The organism is Photorhabdus bodei (assembly GCF_003287735.1).
Classification (GTDB): domain Bacteria; phylum Pseudomonadota; class Gammaproteobacteria; order Enterobacterales; family Enterobacteriaceae; genus Photorhabdus; species Photorhabdus kayaii.
Genome location: NZ_NSCM01000059.1, coordinates 1 through 20,041 on the forward strand (window position 1 = coordinate 1; position 20,041 = coordinate 20,041).

Consider the following 20,041-nt stretch of genomic DNA (forward strand, 5'->3'; position numbering starts at 1 on the left):
GAAATCATTGTTGTCAATTTATGTGGCAGTTACTGAATTATGTTGATGCCTTTTTGGCATCGTTTTCATCACAGCAAAAGCCAGGAAGACAAAAAATGGGTGTAGCACAATTATGAAATCTTATTTATTACTGTTACATCCTCATAAATAATCTTTTTATTACCAATTGATTATGTTTTTACAAGATAACAGATGAGTATTTTTAAAATCACTCTCTTTCTGATGAAAAAAAATTAACTTCATAATAGAAAAATAATTTTGACTGTAGATTTTAGCTATTCAAATATGCTGAATACAGTTAATTGACCTTCCATTACTCCACCAATAAACTATACCCTTCATCTTTCAAGTTGCCTCTTTGTTTGGCTGCACCCACTCACCCCGGTCACATAGTTATCTATGCTCCCGGGGATTCACTCCCTTGCCGTCGCGATCCATCTTGAAATCCATAGAGTATATATCGCTTAAAATATGACGAAAAAACACAGAAAAAAATGAGGGCAAATTTCAAAGCATTTGAAACCACACTCGTTGCCCCGACCCCAGAGAATACCAGACTTAAAGCATTATTAATGGCATCCTCACCTTGGGAAAAACAACCTTCCCAGTACTACGAGGATAATCAACCATCTGAATTCCCTTCCCGTGAAAAAGAATACGCCTCTATCCTCCCAAATACGCATTTCTCACTGCTTCATTAACCAATAATGCAGACCCGCTGTCTTCTAGTACGATCTTACCGTTTTCCAATACATATCCTCGGTCAGCCAATTTCAATGCCTGATTTGCATTCTGTTCAACCAAAAAGATTGTCATCCCCTCTTCCCTCAACTGCTGTATAGTATCGAAAATCTGAATGATAATTATCGGTGCCAGTCCCAATGAAGGCTCATCCAGCAACAATAATTGTGGCTGGCTCATTAAAGCGCGGCCAATTGCCAACATTTGCTGTTCACCACCGGACATCGTTCCAGCCCGCTGGTTACGTCTTTCCTGTAAACGCGGAAATAAATCATAAACCCGCTCAATGCGCCGCTGATACTGAGTCTTATCAGCAAAAAAGCCGCCCATCGCCAAATTCTCTTCCACTGTCATACGAGCAAACACTCTGCGACCTTCAGGAACAATCGCGATGTCCTCACGCATAATACGAGATGTCGACCATTGGGTGATATCCTGACCACGAAAAATAATGGAACCTTCAGTTGCTCTGGGTTCACTACATAAGGTGCTGAGCAATGTTGTTTTTCCTGCGCCATTTGCACCAATCAGAGTGACAATTTCTCCCTGCTGAATATTCAGGCTAACCTGATGCAACACCTGAACTTCCCCATAGTGGGCGGATACCCGCTTAAATTCCAACATAATTAATACACCTCGCCCAGATATGCCCGGATAACATCCGGGTTGTTACGAATCTCTTCTGGCCTCCCTTGCGCCAAAGACATTCCCTGATTAACAACATAGATACGATCTGAAATTCCCATCACCAATTTCATATCATGCTCAATCAGCAATACAGAAACTTGATGATATTCCCTTAGTTCAGCAATTAAAGCATTAAGCTCTTCTGTCTCTTTCGGATTCAGACCCGCGGCAGGTTCATCCAGCATCAAAATTTCCGGACGAACCACCATGCAGCGAGCAATCTCCAAACGCCGTTGCTGACCGTATGCCAGATTACCTGCCTGTCTGTTTGCCAGTGGTAATAAACCAATCCGTTCTAACCAAGTTATGGCCCAATCTACGGCCTTAGATTCTGCCCGGCGGAATGCCGGCGTTTTAAAAAGACCAGCAAAAAGGCCCCTTTTCAGATGCTGATGCTGCGCCACTAATAGATTCTCTATCACTGTCATCTCCCGGAATAACCGCACATGCTGGAATGTTCTGATAACACCCATACGAGCAATAGCCTGCCCGGATAACCCTTCCAGATGTTTTTCCCGCAGCTTTATCGTACCGCTTGTCGGACAGTAAAATCCTGTCAGACAATTAAAGATCGTGGTTTTCCCTGCTCCATTAGGGCCAATAAGAGAAACAATTTCACCCTGATTTAGCCTCAGGGCAACGTTATTAACCGCCAGCAAACCACCAAAGCGCATGGTCAGATCGGAAACTTGCAATAATGGTGTTGTACTCATGCTTGCTTTCCTCCCTGTACCTGTCGTTCCAATTTGACATGACGGCGTTTTGTCGGTAGCAACCCTTGCGGGCGCCAAACCATCATCAATACCATCATTGCCCCTAGCAGCAACATACTGTAGGCATTCAGATCACGCATCATCTCACGGGAAACCACCAACAAAATGGCGGCTAGAATCACCGCAGTCTGTGAGCCCATCCCTCCGAGTACCACAATCGCTAGCACAAAAGCAGATTCAGCAAAAGTGAAGGACTCTGGGCTGACGAAACCCTGCCGGGCAGCAAATAAAGTACCCGCAAAACCGGCAAATGCCGCACTGATAGTAAACGCAACCAGTTTAATACGGGTTGGACTCAGACCAAGAGAGCGGCAAGCAATCTCATCTTCACGCAGCGCTTCCCATGCGCGACCTAATGGCATACGCAGTAGTCGATTAATAATAAATACTGTCATTATTACCAACAGTAACGCCACCAGATAAAGGAAGATGACCCGATCACTGGGATCGTATTTCAAACCAAAGAAATTGTGGAAAGTATCCCAACCTCCCTCTTTCACACTGCGGTTAAATTCCAGCCCGAAGAAAGTCGGTTTTGGGATCTGGCTGATACCATTCGGGCCACCGGTTATTTCAGTATTATTCAACAGTAGAATGCGAACAATTTCACCAAAACCAAGCGTAACAATTGCCAGATAGTCACCTCGCAATCGCAGTACTGGAAAGCCCAACAACAACCCCGATAAAGCAGCCGTTAACCCCGCCAGCGGCAAACTCTGCCAAAACCCTAATCCGTAATAGTGACTTAGCAAAGCGTAGGTATAAGCACCGATAGCATAAAAACCTGCATACCCAAGCACCAGCAACCCCGACAAACCAACCACGACATTCAAACCCAACCCTAGCATGATATAAATTAACGTCAGTGTAGCAATATCAACACTACCACGGGAGACAATAAACGGCCAGATAATTGCAGCAATAATGACCAATATTGCCAGTAACTTTTGTCCTTTGGTTGAGCCATCGAAATCCGGCAACGACCAGCTTTTAATCGGTACTTTCTTCATTATCTGCTGAACAACCGGACGCAATAGCTGGAACAGAAAAACAACCGCACAGCCAATACCAATCCATAACCATCGCACTTCATCGGCACGATGGACGACCAACTTCGTACCCTCCAGCGACAACCGCATCCCCATCATAAAGGCAGACAACACAAATAAAGCGACTGAGGCGATAATGGCATTCACCCAATTAGCATGTTTCATACCTTTTCTACCTCTGGACGGCCTAAGATTCCAGTCGGCATAAACAACAGCACAACAATGAGCAGAGCAAAAGAAACGGCATCTTTATATTCTGTGCTCAAGTAAGCAGAAGTTAAGGCTTCAGAAATTCCCAAAATCAAGCCACCAATCATCGCCCCTGGAATACTGCCAATTCCTCCCAATACTGCCGCGGTGAAAGCTTTCATGCCTGCCATAAAACCGATATACGGATTTATTACACCGTAGAACTGCCCCAACAAAACACCGGCTATTGCAGCCATGACTGCACCGATAACAAAGGTTAAGGAAATCATTCGGTTAGTATTGATCCCCAACAAACTGGCCATTTTCAGATCTTCCGCACAAGCACGGCAGGCACGTCCCATACGGGAGTAGCGAATGAATATTGTCAATATCAGCATGGTAAGAAATGTCACTATCCAGATGGTCAGTTGCATTGCGCTAATACTGGCAGAAAATCCATCACTTTCGCCTAATACCCACTGCCCGGTAATCAGGCTAGGCAATGCCAGATCGCGAGAACTTTGTGACAGACTGACATAGTTTTGCAAGAAAATAGACATCCCAATCGCCGAAATCAGCGCAATCAGGCGTTTGGAATGACGAACTGGCCTGTAAGCCACTCGCTCAATACTCCAACCATAAGCAGCAGCAATGACAATTGATGTTAAAAAAGCAGCAGTAATCAGCAACCAGCCCAAATCAACGCCCATCATGATCAGAGCCGCAATCACAATAAAGGAGACATAGCTACCAATCATGTAAACTTCACCGTGAGCGAAGTTAATCATCCCGATAATGCCATAAACCATCGTATAACCAATGGCAATCAATGCATAAGTACTACCCAGAGTCACTCCATTTAACATCTGTTGTAAAAAATAGAGAAATTGCTCTGACATACGTTGTACCTCTGGAGTAACAGCTCCTGGCAAACAGAAGCTGACGACTGTTCTGATGACTTTACTTCACAGAAGTAGAAGAACCATCCGCATGCCATTCAAAAATACCGAATTCGAACCCTTTTAGATCGCCAACGGCATTCCAGCTTAGTGTCCCCATGACGGTATCTACTGGATTCGCTTTCAGGTCTTTCACCAAATCAATCGGTTCCATACTACCGGTACGGTTCATTGCCGCAGCCAGAGATTGCAGAGCAGCATAGGTTGTCCAGACGAACGGACCTGTCGGATCACCTTTCTTACCTTTGATCGCCTCAACAATAGCTTTGTTCACCGGCACCTGATCGTAACGCTTAGGGAGGGTGACTAACATTCCTTCAGAAGCAACTCCAGCGATATTGGATAGCGAGGAGTTACCTACACCTTCCGGTCCCATAAAACGAATATTCAGACCAGACTGTTTAGCTTGACGCAGAATTTGCCCCATTTCAGGGTAGTAGCCACCAAAATAGACAAAATCCACATTCTCTTTTTTCAGGCGGGCAACCAGAGCCGAAAAGTCTTTATCACCAGCAGTAACGCCTTCAAACAAGACAATATTGGCTCCCGCTTTTTTCAATTTATCGAGAACAGATCGAGCCAACCCTTCACCGTATTGCTGTTTATCATGAACAATAGCTATACGCTGAGGTTTAATCTTTTCAGCAATATATTTCGCTGCCGTTGGTCCCTGATCAGAATCCAACCCGGTAGTACGCATAATCATTTGGTAACCACGAGTTGTCAGATCGGCATTGGTTGCCGCTGGTGTAATCATAATGACACCTTCATCTTCGTAGATGTCAGATGCCGGTTGAGTAGAGGAAGAGCATAAATGGCCGATAACATAGCGAATGTTGTCATTAATCACTTTATTCGCGACAGCGACAGCCTGTTTCGGGTCACACCCATCATCATATTCAACCCCCACCAGCTTATTACCATTAATACCACCATTAGCATTGATATCTGCAATCGCCTGACGTGCGCCAGTAAATTCCATATCACCATATTGCGCAACTGGACCAGACATTGCTCCTACAATCGCCACTTTGATCTCTTGTGCCCACAGAGAGTGACTCATCATCATGACAATACAGCCTGCTAATAGTGTTTTACCTGTTATGATTTTCATTTTATTTATCCCCGTGTTGTTATTGGTCTAATTTATTGTGTTTACCTTTTAGATCTCCCATTATCTAATGGGATAACCGTGATCTTTTGTGATCAATGATTAGATAAAGTAATTTTTATGAATAAGATTTTATTTTTCATGCTATTAAAATAGCATTTCATGCTTAAAATCAAATTAACAAGGTAGATAAAAGCATTAATTACAGAATAAAATACCGCCAAAGTTGATTGGAATTTAGACAAAACATAGTGTGATATTCTGGTTAAATATTAGTAAAGCAATCTTTAACTCGAAATATCGATCATGTTAAAAACATTTTTCCAGTAACGTATAAAAGCGGTTACGCGACACTCTATCGATCTATGCAACTAAAATTGATATGGAAAAACCATGAAGCTAACTATTGAACAACTTACTGTTTTATCAGCACAAGATATGATTGATCTAACGAAAATCTGGCCTCAACAGGCTCCAGAGCAATGGCAAAGTTGGTTAAAAAATGAAAATAAACTGTTCGCAGCTCGTTTTAATGATAGATTACTGGCCGCAATAAAAGTGACTTTCAGTGATCAATCCGGCCTGCTTAAAGATTTATGTGTCCGTGAAATAACACGCCGCCGGGGAGTGGGTATATATCTGATAAATGAAATAAAAGCTCAGCATCCCACCATTAACCAGTGGAAGTTAAGCCTTGAAGGGTTCTCAGATGCTAACGAACCAGCATTAAAAGGTTTTATGAGTGCCTGTGGTTTTTACTACGATGCCAAGTCAAATTCTTATTCTAGCTGACCCATTTTCCAGACCGCAGCCACATTGCGGGCAGTCACCCTCAAATTCTCATGCCCGCAAGCAAGAGCGTCAGAAAGAGAACAAACGCCGGGCATAATTGAGAAAACGGCATCCAATCCGTGCTCATGAACGATGCTATAGTTCTGACTTATACTGCCAACCAATGCAATGGTTGAAATAGCATACTTTTTGGCGATACGAGCAACACCAATCGGTGTTTTACCGTAAATAGTCTGGCTGTCCATTCGGCCTTCACCAGTAATAACCAGATCAGCGCCTTGTACTGCCTTTTCCAATTCCAGCGTGGAGATAACAATATCAATTCCCGGTTGCAATTTAGCGTCCAACCAACCAAGTAAAGGAACGCCCATTCCCCCTGCTGCTCCTGCACCGGGTACGTCAATGACCTTAATGCCTGTCAGTAATTCAATTTTCTCACCATAATGGCGCAGGGCCGCATCCAACTTTTTCACCATCTCTGGTGTCGCCCCTTTCTGTGGCCCGAAAATAGCAGATGCACCAAACTCACCACATAACGGGTTAGTCACATCACAGGCGACGATAATTTCAGTTCGATTCAAACGCGCGTCCAAACCGGAAAGATCAATTTTAGCAAACCGATTTAACGCAGCCCCGCCAGCCTCCAACGTTTTACCATCAGAATCAAGCAAACAAGCCCCCAACGCCTGCATCATACCGGCACCACCATCATTAGTCGCGCTACCACCAATGCCTAAAATTATCTTTCTGACACCTTGATCCAAAGCAGCCAACATCAGCTCACCGGTACCATAAGTCGTGGTTATCAGCGGATTACGCTTTTCCATCGACACCAGATGTAAGCCAGAAGCCGCCGCCATTTCAATAACAGCGGTTTCTCCATCACCTAGCACGCCGAAAAAACTATCCACCGGCTGATTTAACGGACCGGTGACCGACAGACGTATAATCTTTCCACCAGTAGCTGCTACCATTGATTCAACTGTACCTTCCCCCCCATCTGCCATCGGCAATTTAATGTATTCAGCTTGTGGATAGATTTCACGAAATCCCTGTTCTATCGCTTCAACGGCCTGTAAGGCGCTGAGACTTTCTTTAAATGAATCAGGGGCAATAACAATTTTCATAGGATTAGATGACAACAATGAAAAATAAAACAAAAAAGGCGATAAACCATTATCGCCTTTTTAATTATGAATGCGTTAACGCAAAATCACCCTAATTTATGCCTCAATGGCTACACGCAATTTTTTCATGGCATTTTTTTCAAGCTGACGTACACGCTCCGCAGAAACACCATACTTATCCGCCAGTTCTTGCAGGGTAGATTTATTATCATCATCTAACCAGCGGCAACGGATAATATCCTGACTGCGCTCATCTAAGCTTTCTATCGCTACCGATAATTTATCAGCCGCATGGTTTTCCCAATTGTCCTCTTCAATGCCGTCTGCAAAATCAGATGCTTTATCCTGAAGATACAGCACTGGCGCAACCGGTTGACCTTCCTGACTATCATCATCGACAGACATATCAAACGCCATATCCTGCGCTGACATACGAGATTCCATCTCACGCACATCTTTACTGGTCACGCCAAGTTCTTTGGCGACCATTTCTACTTCGTCCTGATTGAACCACCCCAAGCGCTGTTTAGTTTTACGCAAATTAAAAAACAGCTTACGCTGTGCTTTAGTTGTTGCAACTTTAACAATACGCCAGTTACGCAGTACATATTCATGGATTTCAGCTTTAATCCAGTGGACGGCAAAAGAAACCAGACGCACCCCTACTTCCGGGTTAAAACGACGTACTGCTTTCATCAGGCCAATATTCCCTTCCTGAATTAAATCCGCCTGAGGTAGCCCATAACCAGCATAGCTACGAGCGACATGAACAACGAAGCGCAGATGAGACAGAATCAGCTTCTTAGCTGCATCCAGATCTCCCTGGTAATGCAGCCTTTCAGCCAGTTCCTTCTCTTCCTCTGCTGTCAGCATTGGATAAGTATTAGAGGCGCGGATATAGCCCTCTAGACTTCCTTGAGGAACTAACGCTAAGGTTTGCATTTCTTTGGCCATTCAAATCCTCTCAAATAAGGCTCAAATCGTTAGTATGGATTAGATTACATCAGTGTATATGAGAACCAACGTTCAACATACAGCGGTACAGTCTATCACCAGAATGTGCATATTCAAGTCACAGATCCATGGAAGAGTAATAATTTCAGCACCGACCATCCCGATAATGGGTTCACAGAACAAAAAATAACAGATAGTTTTATATTTATGCAACTACCTTTATTTGTACTATCCCCGACAAATATTAATTCCATTTCACAAAAGCGCCCGCCAGGTTCACCGGGAGAGTACAAGCACCTTTTTAATTAATTCTACACAGAAGAAAATCGTGATTTTAGATTTAAATCAATGAATAAGAAATTCTTACCCTAGGAAAAAGGAGATGATTATTGCGTTGTCAGGCTGATTTCGCTCAGCCTGTTGAGAAAATTACCGTTTTATTCTGGCGTAAAATGACGCAAATGCTGAGTTGTCGCCAACCAAGCAGCGACCCAACCAATCATTGCGGAGAGTAAAACTAGCAGCAGGGACTCATCCCATGAAAGCCCATGTAAATTAAATGTCGTGCCAAATACACTGGCAACCTGTGTGACAACATCAGAAAGTTTCCACACCAACAGCGCAGACAAAATTAACGATAAAATTGCCCCCAAAGCCCCTAACAAAGCACCACCATTGAGGAACGGGCGCAAAATAAAGCCATCCGTTGCACCAATAAGCTTCATCACGTTAATCGTATCACGATGACTGAAGATACTGAGACGCACACTATTACCGATGACCAAAAACAGCGCAACGATCATCAGAATACCGATTACTGTCACAATCTGACCGATAAGGCCTGTCAGCGCCGCCAGACGAGCAAACCAGCTATCATCCATCCGAACTTCTTCAATACCTTTAACCTGAGAAACTCTATCACGCAGCGTGGTCAGCGTCTGTGAACTCTGAAAATCGATTTTCGGTGTGATAATAGCCACCGCGGGCAACGGATTCTCTTCCAGCATATCCAGCGCGCTACCAAAGCCAGACCAGGCGCGGAATTCTGTCATTGCTTCCTGACGTGAGAGATAGTTGACATTATCCACACCATCAAGTGCTTTCAGCTCACTTATTAATTTCTGAGCACTGCTATCATCCAGTGATTTATCGAGATATACCGTCAGTTGAGGGGAGGGATACCATGTCTCCGCAGCCTGGCTGACATTCTTCCATACAATGTAACAAACACTTGGTAATGTCAGGGAGATAGCAATCACCATCACGGTCAACAAAGTTGCCAACGGCTGACGCGACATATCCGTCAACGTATTCATCCAAGCATAGCGCCACTGCTCACGCCATCCTCCTTGTAAAACTTTACTTTTCGATCTTGTTACTTTCCCCGCTGCCCTACGCACATTTTTAACCATGATGCTCTCCCGCCATACGGCCCTGGCTCAGAGTCAGAATACGATATTTCCGTCTTTCAATCAGTGCCATATCATGGGTCGCCATCAGCACTGTCACCCCAACCCGATTAAATTCTTCAAACAGTCGTAAAATACCCTCTGACAACTCACCATCCAGATTACCGGTAGGCTCATCCGCCAACAAAACAGTCGGCTTATTCACAACCGCACGAGCAATGCCAACTCGTTGTTGTTCTCCCCCTGAAAGCTGAATTGGGAAATTTTTCGCTTTGTCCAGCAGACCAACCTTATCCAAAGCAGCGGAAGTCCGACGACGGATATCTTCAGAACTTGCACCTGAAATAATCAGCGGCATTGCCACATTATCGTATACCGTCCGATCCAACAGCAGATGATGATCTTGGAAAATCATACCAATCTGACGACGTAGAAAAGGTACCTCACGGCTTTTTAACCGACTGATATCATGACCGGTAAACCAGATATGTCCGGCGCTAGGCCGCTCAATACCACAGATAAGTTTCAGCAAGGTACTTTTACCTGCCCCTGAGTGACCGATTAGAAATGCCATTTCCGCAGGGCGCAAATGAAAATCCACCCCTTGCAGGGCTTGCCGTCCCCCCAGATAAGCTTTACTGACCTGTTCAAAGCGAATCATAGGTAATTAATCCTCTCGGGCAAAAAGTGCCTCTATAAAGTCATCTGCCTTAAATGGCCGTAGATCTTCAATTCCTTCACCAACCCCAATATAACGAATAGGAATTTCAAACTGATCAGCAATGGCGAAAATTACTCCACCTTTGGCAGTACCATCCAGTTTTGTCAATGAAATGCCTGTCAACCCAACAGCTTCATGGAATAGTTTAGCCTGATTTATCGCATTCTGACCGGTACTGGCATCCAATGTCAGCATAATTTCATGTGGAGCATTTTCATCCAGTTTTTTCATCACTCGGACAATCTTCTTCAATTCTTCCATCAGATGAGATTTATTTTGCAAACGACCTGCGGTATCTGCAATCAGGACATCGACACCTTTGGCTTTAGCTGACTGAATAGCATCAAAAATCACGGAAGCAGGATCTGCGCCAGTATGTTGCGCCACTACCGGAATATGGTTACGTTCCCCCCACACCTGTAACTGCTCAACGGCGGCTGCACGGAAAGTATCTCCGGCTGCCAGCATGACAGATTTACCTTGTGCCTGAAATTGACGAGCCAATTTACCAATTGTCGTGGTTTTTCCCACACCATTAACACCAACCATCAGAATGACGTACGGCGTTTTTCCTTCAATGTCCAGGGGTTTATTCACTTTAGTCAGAATACCAGACATCTCTTCTTTCAGTTTGGCATACAACGCTTCTGCATCTTTTAGCTCTTTACGGCTGGCATGCGTTGTCAAACTGCTAATGATTTTACGGGTAGTATCGACACCAACATCAGCAATCAATAACTGCTCTTCCAATTCATCAAATAGGTCATCATCGATCTTTTTACCACTGAATAGACTAAGAAAACCGGACCCTAAATTCTGACGAGTTTTAACCAAACTGCGTTTCAAGCGAGAGAAAAAGCCCTCTTTAGTCGGACGCTCTTGCTCTTTTGATATAACTGGCTGTTCGGTTTGTACTTGTTCCGCCTGCTCCGCCGCTAACCTTGCGGCTTCCTCTGCAAGACGCTGTTGTTCCGCCTGCTCCGCCGCCAACCTTGCAACTTCCTCTGCAAGACGTTGCTGTTCCGCCTGCTCCGCCGCTAACCTTGCGGCTTCCTCTGCAAGACGTTGCTGTTCCGCCTGCTCTGCCGCCAACCTTGCGGCTTCCTCTGCAAGACGTTGCTGTTCCGCCTGCTCTGCCGCTAATTGCTCTTCTTTTTGCTGCTCTTCCTGACGGCCACGCCCGAACCAGGAGAAAAAGCCTCTTTTTTTCTCTTTTGCCATTAGCCACTGCACTCCTCAAGGTTAAATCATGGCGTTACAACAAGGAATAATAACGAAATTAGAAACAGTCTAACATTTTCGTAATAGCTCAACACATATCAATCATGAATTTCATGGTAAATTAATGCCTGTAAGTCTTAACAACTGTTACGCAAATTATGGCAAAGAAATCACAACGGCAATCAATGGGACAAATCCGCATTATTGGCGGAAAATGGCGAGGCCGAAAATTACCTGTACCGGATAGCCCTGGATTACGTCCAACGACAGATCGCGTCAGAGAGACGCTATTTAACTGGCTAGCCCCAGTTATTCAGGAAGCACACTGCTTGGATTGCTATGCAGGAAGCGGAGCGCTTGGATTAGAAGCGCTTTCTCGTTATGCAGCCCAAGTTACCCTAATTGAATATGAACGTAATATAGCCAAACAGCTTTCCGCGAATTTGGATCTGCTCAGTACCCAAAACGCCGAGGTCATTAACAACAGTGCATTAACCTATTTATCCCAATCAGGAAAACCCTACGATGTCGTTTTCCTTGATCCTCCTTTTCGTAAAGGAATGCTTAGCGAAACCATAAAATTGTTGGAAGAGCAAAATTGGCTGGCAGATGAAAGCTGGATTTATGTTGAGGCTGAATCTGAATCAACGGCGATTGATGTGCCTGTTAACTGGCAACTTCATCGTGAAAAAGTCGCCGGACAAGTCGCATACCGGCTCTATATCCGTTACTTACCTGCATAACGCTTACTTTGGAGTACACACTGATGTTTATTCAATTGGGCAAACTGTTAATGATCTGTGTTTGGGGATTTCTGATCTTTAACCTGATCCATCCATTTCCAAAACCATTGAAGTATTTTATGGATGTCGCCATGATTTTCATGGTGGTCATGCATGCATTTCAAATGCTGCTTCTGAAAACCAGTCAGCCCAAAGACCAAAAACTCTCTAGCCTGATGCAGGCCAAGATCTTCTTTTTTGGTGTCTTTGAACTACTGTCAATGCAGAAAAAACAACGGAAAGAGAAAAGCCATCACCTCAAACAGTAGACACACGCCCCAACACCCGGAAAGTATATACAATTATGTGAGGAATGATTCATTTCATTCCCCTTTCCGGTTATGAGGAGGGTGTTCAGGATTCTGTCTCAACACAACTTATTGCCTCTTTCTTTGCTGAACAGATAAATCATTTCTTAATTTATTGCCTATTTCCGCACAGATACTTAAACCAATCTCTATTATTTAAGTCTATATTTTGATAGTAAAAGAGTAGACCCCTTATCCATCACTTATTTAAGGAACAAAGATGAGCTGGCCATTTATTGCAGTATTTTTTTCTGGTTGGTTGTATGTTGATGCAGCTTACCGTGGTCCAAACTGGCAAAGATGGCTATTCAGGCCAGTCACTCTGCTATTGTTGTTATTGTGGGCATGGCAAGCGCCTGAGCTGCATATTTCAGGTTATTTAATCTGTCTTGGGTTATTTACTGCTTTAATATCAGATGCTCTGCGCATGCTCCCCAGTAAGTATTCACTACTCTCTCTAAGCACATTATTCCTCTGTTATCTGCTCTACACGATAAGCTTTGTAATGCAGATGAATTTCAGTTTCTTCTTCCCGCTGCCATTAATTTTACTGGTTCTGGGATCCGTTATTCTGCTGGTTATTTGGAATAAACTGGAGGAAATGCGCTGGCTAGTCGTTGCCTCAGTTGTCATGCTCCTGATAATGGTGTGGATGGCAGGTGAACAATATTTCTCCCTTAATACAGCGTATGGTTTCTCCCTGTTAGCAGGCACTATCTTGTTGTTGCTGTCACATAGTGTCTGGTTGATTAGCCATTACCGTTTCCAGTTCAAATCTTCTAAGGCGATTGTTGCAACCTGTTATTTTATCGGCCATTTTCTGATTATTCGTTCTATTTATCTTTAATAAAAAGATTAAGTTGAAAATAGATATCAGCACTCAGTCGTACAATTTGACAACTTTATTTTTTCTTTTTATTGACTCTGGAGTAGGCTCCAAAGTGTAGAGTTTAATCATTATCTTTGAGTTAACTCTATTCAGGGGGAGTCCATGTACTCAAATTCAAACAAAAATAGTGCTCATCAACATAACCACCAGCATGGAAGCTGCTGCGCGACTACGACTTGTTCAGATCAAGCTAAACAAGTTAGTGAACATTTACATAATCATAATCATGAACATGAACATGAACATGGTAAGGCTTGCTCACATAAGCATCACCCTTCCCATGGTACACAAGAGACACAAGCACCTGAGCTTTTGGCAAACCAACGTTTCAGTTGGGTGGTTAATGGTATGGATTGTCCAAGTTGTGCCCGCAAAATTGAAACCGCGGTCAGCAAAATTCCAGAAGTGAAACAAGCCAAGGTTCTATTCGCAACAGAAAAACTAGTTGTGGATGCGGATACAGATATACGTTCAGCCGTTATTCAAGCCGTTAATCAGGCTGGATTTGCTCTACGCAATTCCGATTCAAGTCAGAAAGCAGAAAAAAGCAGCCGCTGGAAAGAACTTGCCCCGATCATCACTCTTTCACTGATGATGCTGATAAGTTGGGGAATCTCTCACATCAATCCCTCATTTGGCCGTATTGCCTTTATTATCACTACCGTGATTGGATTGGTGCCTATTGTTACCAAAGCCTGGCAGCTCATACGATCAGGCACGCCATTCGCCATTGAAACATTGATGAGTGTTGCCGCCATTGGCGCACTGTTTATTGACGCCACCGCTGAAGCAGCAATGGTACTACTGCTGTTTATGCTTGGTGAAATGCTGGAAGCTTATGCTGCCGGCCGTGCTCGTCGAGGAGTTAGCGCATTGATGGCACTGGTGCCGGAAGAGGCTCTACTGATAAAAAATGGTGAAAAAAGAACTGTCCCAGTTTCAGACCTTCGCCCTGGCGATATCATCGAGATTGCTCCAGGCGGACGTTTACCCACTGATGCCGAATTACTCAATTCATTCGCTAGCTTTGATGAAAGTGCACTGACAGGCGAATCTATTCCGGTTGAACGAATGCAGGGAGAAAAAGTTCCGGCAGGTTGTTTATCCGTGGATCGGGCAGTCCAAATGAAAGTGCTGTCCGAACAGGGCAACAATGCCATTGACCGGATTCTGCAACTGATTGAAGAAGCCGAAGAACGCCGCGCACCGATTGAGCGTTTCATTGACCGTTTTAGCCGGATTTACACTCCGCTGATTATGCTGTTTTCTGCGTTGGTTATCATCATTCCACCTACTGTATTCAGCCAACCTTGGGAAACATGGATCTACCGTGGTCTTACTTTGCTACTGATCGGTTGCCCTTGTGCTTTGGTGATTTCCACACCCGCCGCAATTACCTCTGCCCTTGCAGCAGCAACCCGCCGAGGTGCATTGATTAAAGGTGGCGCGGCGCTGGAACAACTGGGACTAATCACCACTATCGCTTTTGATAAAACCGGTACGCTGACCGCCGGTAAACCACAAGTCACAGATATAAAACCCGCGGAAAACATCAGCGAATCTCAGCTATTAACTCTGGCTTCCGCAGTAGAAAGTGGCTCCCACCACCCACTGGCTAAAGCCATTTTGCAATACGCAGAGAGTAAAAACGTTAGTATTACCGAAGCTGAACACCGTAAAGCGCTGGCGGGGGTTGGTGTTGAAGGTCAGTTGGACGGTAAACGTATTCTCGTCAGTGCGCCCGGAAAACTGCCAGAAAACACGTTATCTGAGCATTGGAAACAAAAAATTGTTCAGTTAGAAAATTGCGGTAAAACCGTTGTTGCCGTGATGCATGATGAACAATTTACTGGCCTTATCGCGATGCAAGATACGTTACGTCAAGATGCAATTGATGCTATCCATTTACTGAAAGATCAAGGTATTAAATCGGTGATGTTGACAGGGGATAACCCACGTGCAGCAACTGCAATTGCCGGTCAGTTAGGAATAGATTTCCGCGCCGGGTTAATGCCAGAAGATAAAGTCAAAGCGGTCATTGCATTGAATAAAGATCACAGCACAATGATGGTCGGTGACGGCATCAATGACGCACCCGCAATGAAAGCTTCCAGTATCGGTGTAGCGATGGGAAGCGGTACCGATGTCGCTCTGGAAACCGCAGATGCAGCATTGACTCACAACCGTCTGACAGGTTTGTCGGAAATCATCACCCTTTCCCGCGCAACGCACAATAATATCCGCCAAAACATTGCTATTGCCTTGGGGCTAAAAGGGATCTTCCTTATCACTAGCCTATTGGGTATTACAGGCTTGTGGATGGCAGTACTGGCGGATTCTGGCGCAACCGCTCTTGTGACAGCAAACGCGGTAAGGTTATTGAGAATTAAACTGAAATAATGAAAATTGTCTAGCTATACCCTATGGATTGCAAGATGCATCGCGACGGCAAGGGAGCGAATCCCCGGGAGCATCGCGAACTATGTGACCGGGGTGAGTGAGTTGCAGCCAACAAAGAGGCAACTTGAAAGATAACGGGTATATTAAGGATATGAGTCTTATTCCCGGCTCATATCCTGTGCTATAGCAAGATGAATTCAGTGATAAAAGCTCATTGACGTTCGAAGGCATGGTAAAAAGCAAAAACGTTCATTTCTCAACTTGGCTGTTATATTCAGAGTTGACTCTCTTTTTTCCGCACCAGATAGCGATAAGGCATTTGTTCCGTTTCTTGCGCAACCAATTGGTGCTCCATAAAACGGCAGAAACTAGGAATATCCCGCGTAGTTGCCGGATCATCAGCAAGAATTAATAACATCTGCCCTGCTTCCATATGACGTACGGTTTTCCGTACCATCATTACCGGTTCAGGACAGCGAAGCCCTTGTGTATCAAGGGTTTTATCTGGATGAGTAAACACATCGGGCATAACTTATCTCTATTTCAGTCAGTCTATTAGACTGAATTATATTATAAAAAAGCTAGCAAAAATTAACTTTACGTACGGCATTTTGAATTCGTGCACAACCGACGTATCATGTGATGCGCCGTCAGTTAAAACGGCAGATCTTTCATTGGGTTCCCTCACCCCATATTCCAAAAAGGTACAATATGTTTTTATCAACTACAATTACACAACAGCGCGCTACCGCTTTAATTTGGCTTTCGCTATTTCACATTCTGATTATTATTTCCAGTAATTATCTGGTGCAACTACCCGTTTCTATTTTCGGTTTTCATACCACCTGGGGAGCCTTTACTTTCCCATTTATTTTTCTTGCAACAGATTTGACGGTTCGTATCTACGGCGCACCACTGGCAAGGCGAATCATTACCACCGTTATGATCCCCGCATTGCTGATCTCTTATATAATTTCCGCCCTATTTTTCCAAGGAGAATGGCAAGAGTTTACCGCGCTACTTGAATTCAATCTCTTTGTTGCCCGTATTGCCTGTGCCAGCTTTATGGCTTACTTCCTTGGGCAGATACTGGATGTATACGTCTTCAATCGTCTGCGCCGGAGACGCAATTGGTGGGTCGCTCCCGCAGCGGCGATGTTCTTCGGTAACTTACTTGATACCCTTGCCTTTTTCTCTATCGCTTTCTATCGCAGTACCGATGCTTTTATGGCCGCTAACTGGATCGAGATTGGGTTAGTCGATTACTGTTTTAAGCTATTAATCTGCTTACTCTTTTTCCTACCCGCTTACGGCATTTTGTTGAACCTGATTCTCAAGTACTTCTTTGCCTATCAAACTAACAATAGCCACATTCAAGTTCGCTGATTTTTATACGTCCGACAAATACCAATCTCTTAATCAGATCGCCTGATTAAGAGATTGGCAAGGCAATTAGCCTTACACCCGGCTCTAATCATTCGATATTACATCAGTGATATTACTACAATTTCCTATTTTAATTTCGCTTTTTCGGTTAATTTTACTCTTATCAATTAGAAAAATTGATTGTAATGATCGTTTTATAAGAATTTCTTTAAATTGTGCATTATCAATATTCGAATCCCATAAATCGCCATTTGCATCAATGCCGTCACAGGAAAAAATAAATAGATCGATCTCTAAATTTTTTAATTGTGTAATAAGTGATGAATTAATATAACAAGCATATTTACGATGTAAAACTCCCCCTGAACTGATTAATTGAATATTTTTCTTCTTTGATAATTGATGGAAAATACGAATGCTATTGGTAAAAATAGTAATATTAATATCAGGAAGTTGCCTTGCCAGTTCTCCTGTTATGGATTAGAGGCGGTACAATTCATACCGCCGGCAGCCATTATTTCCTATAAAGAGGACCATAGTTTTGGCAGGCTCGGTAATCTGAACCCTCTGGATCCATACCGTGTGCACTCCATGCAGAAGGACGATAAATGGCTTTCTCATCCACGTTATGCATACAAACAGGGATCCTGAGCATAGAAGCTAACGTAATGAAATCAGCACCAACATGACCTATAGAAAGCACACCATGATTAGCTCCCCAATTCGCCATAACCGAGTACACATCCTTAAAGACTCCTTTACCGGTTAAACGCGGAACAAACCAGGTTGTTGGCCAAGTTTCATTTGTCCGTTTATCCAGAGCATTATGGCTCATAGCATGGTTGTTAATGAAGCCAGATTCCCCAAATACAGCCAAGCCTAATGGAGAAGAAGGGCCTATTCCAATACAGAGATCCGGGCATAGATCAAAAAAACACACATTTCCCACCATAAAATGGATATAACAACTTTATTTATCCACAGCCAACCATTAATTTTTATAGGTGGTATTAGTCTGCTAAGTAACTTAAGTACTTTTTTCATCCGAAGACAGTTTACTGGGCTGTCACATTTTGCTCCCTGTTTGTTAAGAAAATTTATACAACAAACAGATACAAATATTGAGTTTCCACAAAAGGAATATTTTTATGCTGAAAATTATTCAATCCCCATCCAAATATATTCAAGGACCTGATGCCCTGCTCCATATTGGTCAATATACCAAAACCATCGCCGATCACGTTTTGGTTATCATCGGTAATTCCGCGATGAAATTGGTGGGAGATACGGTTCATAGCAGCCTGGAACAATACGAAATTACTCGTCATTTTGAAGTGTTTGGCGGTGAATGTAGTCGGAATGAGATTAAACGCCTGTCTGACATTCTTAAAAAACATGAATGCCAAGCCGTTATTGGTATCGGTGGTGGCAAAGTACAAGATACGGCAAAAGCGGTCGCTTACGAATCCAGATTACCTGTTCTGATTGCCCCCACTATCGCTTCCACTAATGCCCCAACCAGTGCTCTCTCTGTTATTTACAGCGATGATGGCAAATATGAAGACTATCTGTTTCTCCCAACAAACCCAGATATTGTCCTAATCGATACCAGCATTATCGCTAAAGCCCCAACCCGTTTTCTGATTGCCGGAATTGGCGACGCGCTGGCAACTTACTTCGAAGCCCGCATTTGTGGAGCCGGCTATAAACCTCGAATGACAGAGGGTGGGATATCCCGTACCGCGGTCGCCCTCGCTCATCTCTGTTACGAAACTTTGTTAGAAGAGGGCTATAAAGCAAAACTGGCTGTTGAAACCGACGTCAGTACACCTGCGGTGGAAAATGTCATCGAAGCTATTACTTACTTAAGCGGCCTAGGCTTTGAAAATACGGGTGTAGCCGCCGCTCATTCCGTACACAATGGCTTTACCGTATTAGAAGAATGCCACCACATGTACCACGGCGAAAAAGTCGCCTTCGGGATATTAGTTCAACTAATACTGGAAAATAGCCCAAATGAAGAATTAGATACTTTACTTGATTTCTGTGTACAGATGGGACTACCGGTTACTCTGGATCAACTTGGCGTGAAGGATGGTGAAAAACTGAAAGAAAAAGTGATGGCAGTGGCAACAGCAAGTTGTGCCGAGGACGAAACCATTCACAACATGCCTTTTGAAGTGACACCGGAAAAAGTGTACGCCGCTATTATGGCTGCTGACCGGATGGGACGCGACTGGTTGTATTAAATTTAACAAGAGCGGGCAAATTGTCCGCTCAATTTGTTGACAAAACACTGATTTTTTATTTAATCATTTGTTTTAATGAAGCCTCGTTTATCAAACGGAGCCTGCCGCCATATTTAAGAACCCCACTTCCCCTAATTTTTCTTCCTGAAAAGATTTTGCTTAAGTACTAGGCTGTGTCCCGCAATAGGCTGAGATAGAATAATCTATGTGGCTCTGACTTTCGGAAAAAACATGTTATGGCTCGTTACGACCTTCCTGATGAAGCATGGGAGTTACTGCTCCCCTTATTGCCCC

20 protein-coding genes and 2 pseudogenes are annotated in these 20,041 nt (G+C 43.8%); 9 read left to right on the forward strand and 13 right to left on the reverse strand.

All coding sequences use genetic code 11. The annotated features are described in order from the left end of the window. Window positions 1–116: pseudogene (locus CKY02_RS20980) on the forward strand (IS630 family transposase); the annotation flags it as partial. Between the two features lie 547 nt (window positions 117–663). Here CKY02_RS20980 and livF read toward each other — a convergent pair. From livF to CKY02_RS21005, 5 genes are all read right to left on the reverse strand, one after another. Then, entirely contained in the window at window positions 664–1,365 is a 702-nt protein-coding gene (livF, locus tag CKY02_RS20985) for a high-affinity branched-chain amino acid ABC transporter ATP-binding protein LivF (RefSeq protein WP_112878274.1), read from the reverse strand. Window positions 1,366–1,367: 2 nt separating this feature from the next. Continuing rightward, window positions 1,368–2,141 carry a high-affinity branched-chain amino acid ABC transporter ATP-binding protein LivG gene (livG, locus tag CKY02_RS20990; protein WP_112896771.1) on the reverse strand — a complete coding sequence of 258 codons (774 nt, stop codon included), beginning with the start codon at window positions 2,139–2,141 and terminating at the stop codon, window positions 1,368–1,370. Continuing rightward, a complete protein-coding gene (locus tag CKY02_RS20995; RefSeq protein WP_112896772.1) occupies window positions 2,138–3,415 on the reverse strand; it encodes a high-affinity branched-chain amino acid ABC transporter permease LivM in 1,278 nt (425 codons plus the stop codon). Before CKY02_RS20995 ends, livG begins: the two co-directional genes overlap by 4 nt. Then, window positions 3,412–4,338, reverse strand: coding sequence for a high-affinity branched-chain amino acid ABC transporter permease LivH (gene livH / locus CKY02_RS21000; RefSeq protein WP_112896773.1), 927 nt, complete (start codon window positions 4,336–4,338; stop codon window positions 3,412–3,414). The genes CKY02_RS20995 and livH overlap by 4 nt, the downstream gene beginning before the upstream one ends. A 61-nt stretch (window positions 4,339–4,399) precedes the next feature. Further along, window positions 4,400–5,512 (reverse strand): branched-chain amino acid ABC transporter substrate-binding protein, encoded by a 1,113-nt coding sequence (locus tag CKY02_RS21005; RefSeq protein ID WP_112896774.1) that lies wholly within the window; start codon window positions 5,510–5,512, stop codon window positions 4,400–4,402. Window positions 5,513–5,902: 390 nt separating this feature from the next. Here CKY02_RS21005 and panM point away from each other — a divergent pair, with 390 nt between their 5' ends. Next, window positions 5,903–6,301, forward strand: a complete 399-nt coding sequence (panM, locus tag CKY02_RS21010) for an aspartate 1-decarboxylase autocleavage activator PanM (protein WP_112896775.1) — start codon at window positions 5,903–5,905, stop codon at window positions 6,299–6,301. On the opposite strand, the gene CKY02_RS21015 is transcribed toward panM, so the two are convergent. From CKY02_RS21015 to ftsY, 5 genes are all read right to left on the reverse strand, one after another. After that, entirely contained in the window at window positions 6,289–7,428 is a 1,140-nt protein-coding gene (locus CKY02_RS21015; RefSeq protein WP_112896784.1) for a glycerate kinase, read from the reverse strand. The genes panM and CKY02_RS21015 overlap by 13 nt on opposite strands. Before the next feature lie 96 nt (window positions 7,429–7,524). Then, window positions 7,525–8,382, reverse strand: coding sequence for an RNA polymerase sigma factor RpoH (gene rpoH / locus CKY02_RS21020; RefSeq protein WP_112878268.1), 858 nt, complete (start codon window positions 8,380–8,382; stop codon window positions 7,525–7,527). Between the two features lie 437 nt (window positions 8,383–8,819). Then, the gene (gene ftsX, locus CKY02_RS21025; protein ID WP_112896776.1) at window positions 8,820–9,794 is read right to left on the reverse strand and encodes a permease-like cell division protein FtsX; all 975 of its coding nucleotides are present in this window, start codon (window positions 9,792–9,794) and stop codon (window positions 8,820–8,822) included. Beyond that, window positions 9,787–10,452 (reverse strand): cell division ATP-binding protein FtsE, encoded by a 666-nt coding sequence (gene ftsE / locus CKY02_RS21030; RefSeq protein ID WP_112896777.1) that lies wholly within the window; start codon window positions 10,450–10,452, stop codon window positions 9,787–9,789. The genes ftsX and ftsE overlap by 8 nt, the downstream gene beginning before the upstream one ends. A 6-nt stretch (window positions 10,453–10,458) precedes the next feature. Continuing rightward, entirely contained in the window at window positions 10,459–11,733 is a 1,275-nt protein-coding gene (gene ftsY, locus CKY02_RS21035) for a signal recognition particle-docking protein FtsY (RefSeq protein ID WP_112896778.1), read from the reverse strand. Window positions 11,734–11,891: 158 nt separating this feature from the next. On the opposite strand from ftsY, the gene rsmD reads away from it, so the two are divergent. From rsmD to CKY02_RS26465, 5 genes are all read left to right on the forward strand, one after another. After that, entirely contained in the window at window positions 11,892–12,476 is a 585-nt protein-coding gene (rsmD, locus tag CKY02_RS21040) for a 16S rRNA (guanine(966)-N(2))-methyltransferase (protein ID WP_112896779.1), read from the forward strand. A 23-nt stretch (window positions 12,477–12,499) separates the two neighbouring features. Further along, entirely contained in the window at window positions 12,500–12,784 is a 285-nt protein-coding gene (locus CKY02_RS21045) for a DUF1145 family protein (RefSeq protein ID WP_112896780.1), read from the forward strand. A 259-nt stretch (window positions 12,785–13,043) separates the two neighbouring features. Continuing rightward, complete coding sequence (locus CKY02_RS21050) at window positions 13,044–13,670, forward strand: lysoplasmalogenase (RefSeq protein WP_112896781.1); 627 nt, start codon at window positions 13,044–13,046, stop codon at window positions 13,668–13,670. A gap of 144 nt (window positions 13,671–13,814) precedes the next feature. Further along, window positions 13,815–16,112 (forward strand): zinc/cadmium/mercury/lead-transporting ATPase, encoded by a 2,298-nt coding sequence (locus tag CKY02_RS21055; RefSeq protein ID WP_112896782.1) that lies wholly within the window; start codon window positions 13,815–13,817, stop codon window positions 16,110–16,112. 6 nt (window positions 16,113–16,118) lie between these two features. Further along, window positions 16,119–16,247: a hypothetical protein gene (locus CKY02_RS26465; protein WP_274382176.1), complete on the forward strand. Its 129-nt coding sequence runs from the start codon at window positions 16,119–16,121 to the stop codon at window positions 16,245–16,247. A 139-nt stretch (window positions 16,248–16,386) separates the two neighbouring features. Here the strand turns inward: CKY02_RS26465 and tusA are convergent, their stop codons facing one another. Next, entirely contained in the window at window positions 16,387–16,641 is a 255-nt protein-coding gene (tusA, locus tag CKY02_RS21060; RefSeq protein ID WP_011148230.1) for a sulfurtransferase TusA, read from the reverse strand. A 182-nt stretch (window positions 16,642–16,823) separates the two neighbouring features. Between tusA and CKY02_RS21065 the strand changes: the two genes are divergently transcribed. Beyond that, window positions 16,824–17,498: a 7-cyano-7-deazaguanine/7-aminomethyl-7-deazaguanine transporter gene (locus tag CKY02_RS21065; protein WP_112896783.1), complete on the forward strand. Its 675-nt coding sequence runs from the start codon at window positions 16,824–16,826 to the stop codon at window positions 17,496–17,498. A gap of 84 nt (window positions 17,499–17,582) precedes the next feature. Here CKY02_RS21065 and CKY02_RS21070 read toward each other — a convergent pair. Both CKY02_RS21070 and CKY02_RS21075 read right to left on the reverse strand, forming a co-directional pair. Continuing rightward, window positions 17,583–17,963: pseudogene (locus tag CKY02_RS21070) on the reverse strand (L-fucose operon activator); the annotation flags it as partial. A gap of 49 nt (window positions 17,964–18,012) precedes the next feature. Continuing rightward, entirely contained in the window at window positions 18,013–18,450 is a 438-nt protein-coding gene (locus CKY02_RS21075; RefSeq protein WP_274382177.1) for a hypothetical protein, read from the reverse strand. Window positions 18,451–18,646: 196 nt separating this feature from the next. Here CKY02_RS21075 and CKY02_RS21080 point away from each other — a divergent pair, with 196 nt between their 5' ends. Continuing rightward, the gene (locus CKY02_RS21080; protein WP_011148233.1) at window positions 18,647–19,747 is read left to right on the forward strand and encodes a glycerol dehydrogenase; all 1,101 of its coding nucleotides are present in this window, start codon (window positions 18,647–18,649) and stop codon (window positions 19,745–19,747) included. The last annotated feature ends 294 nt before the right edge of the window (window positions 19,748–20,041 follow it).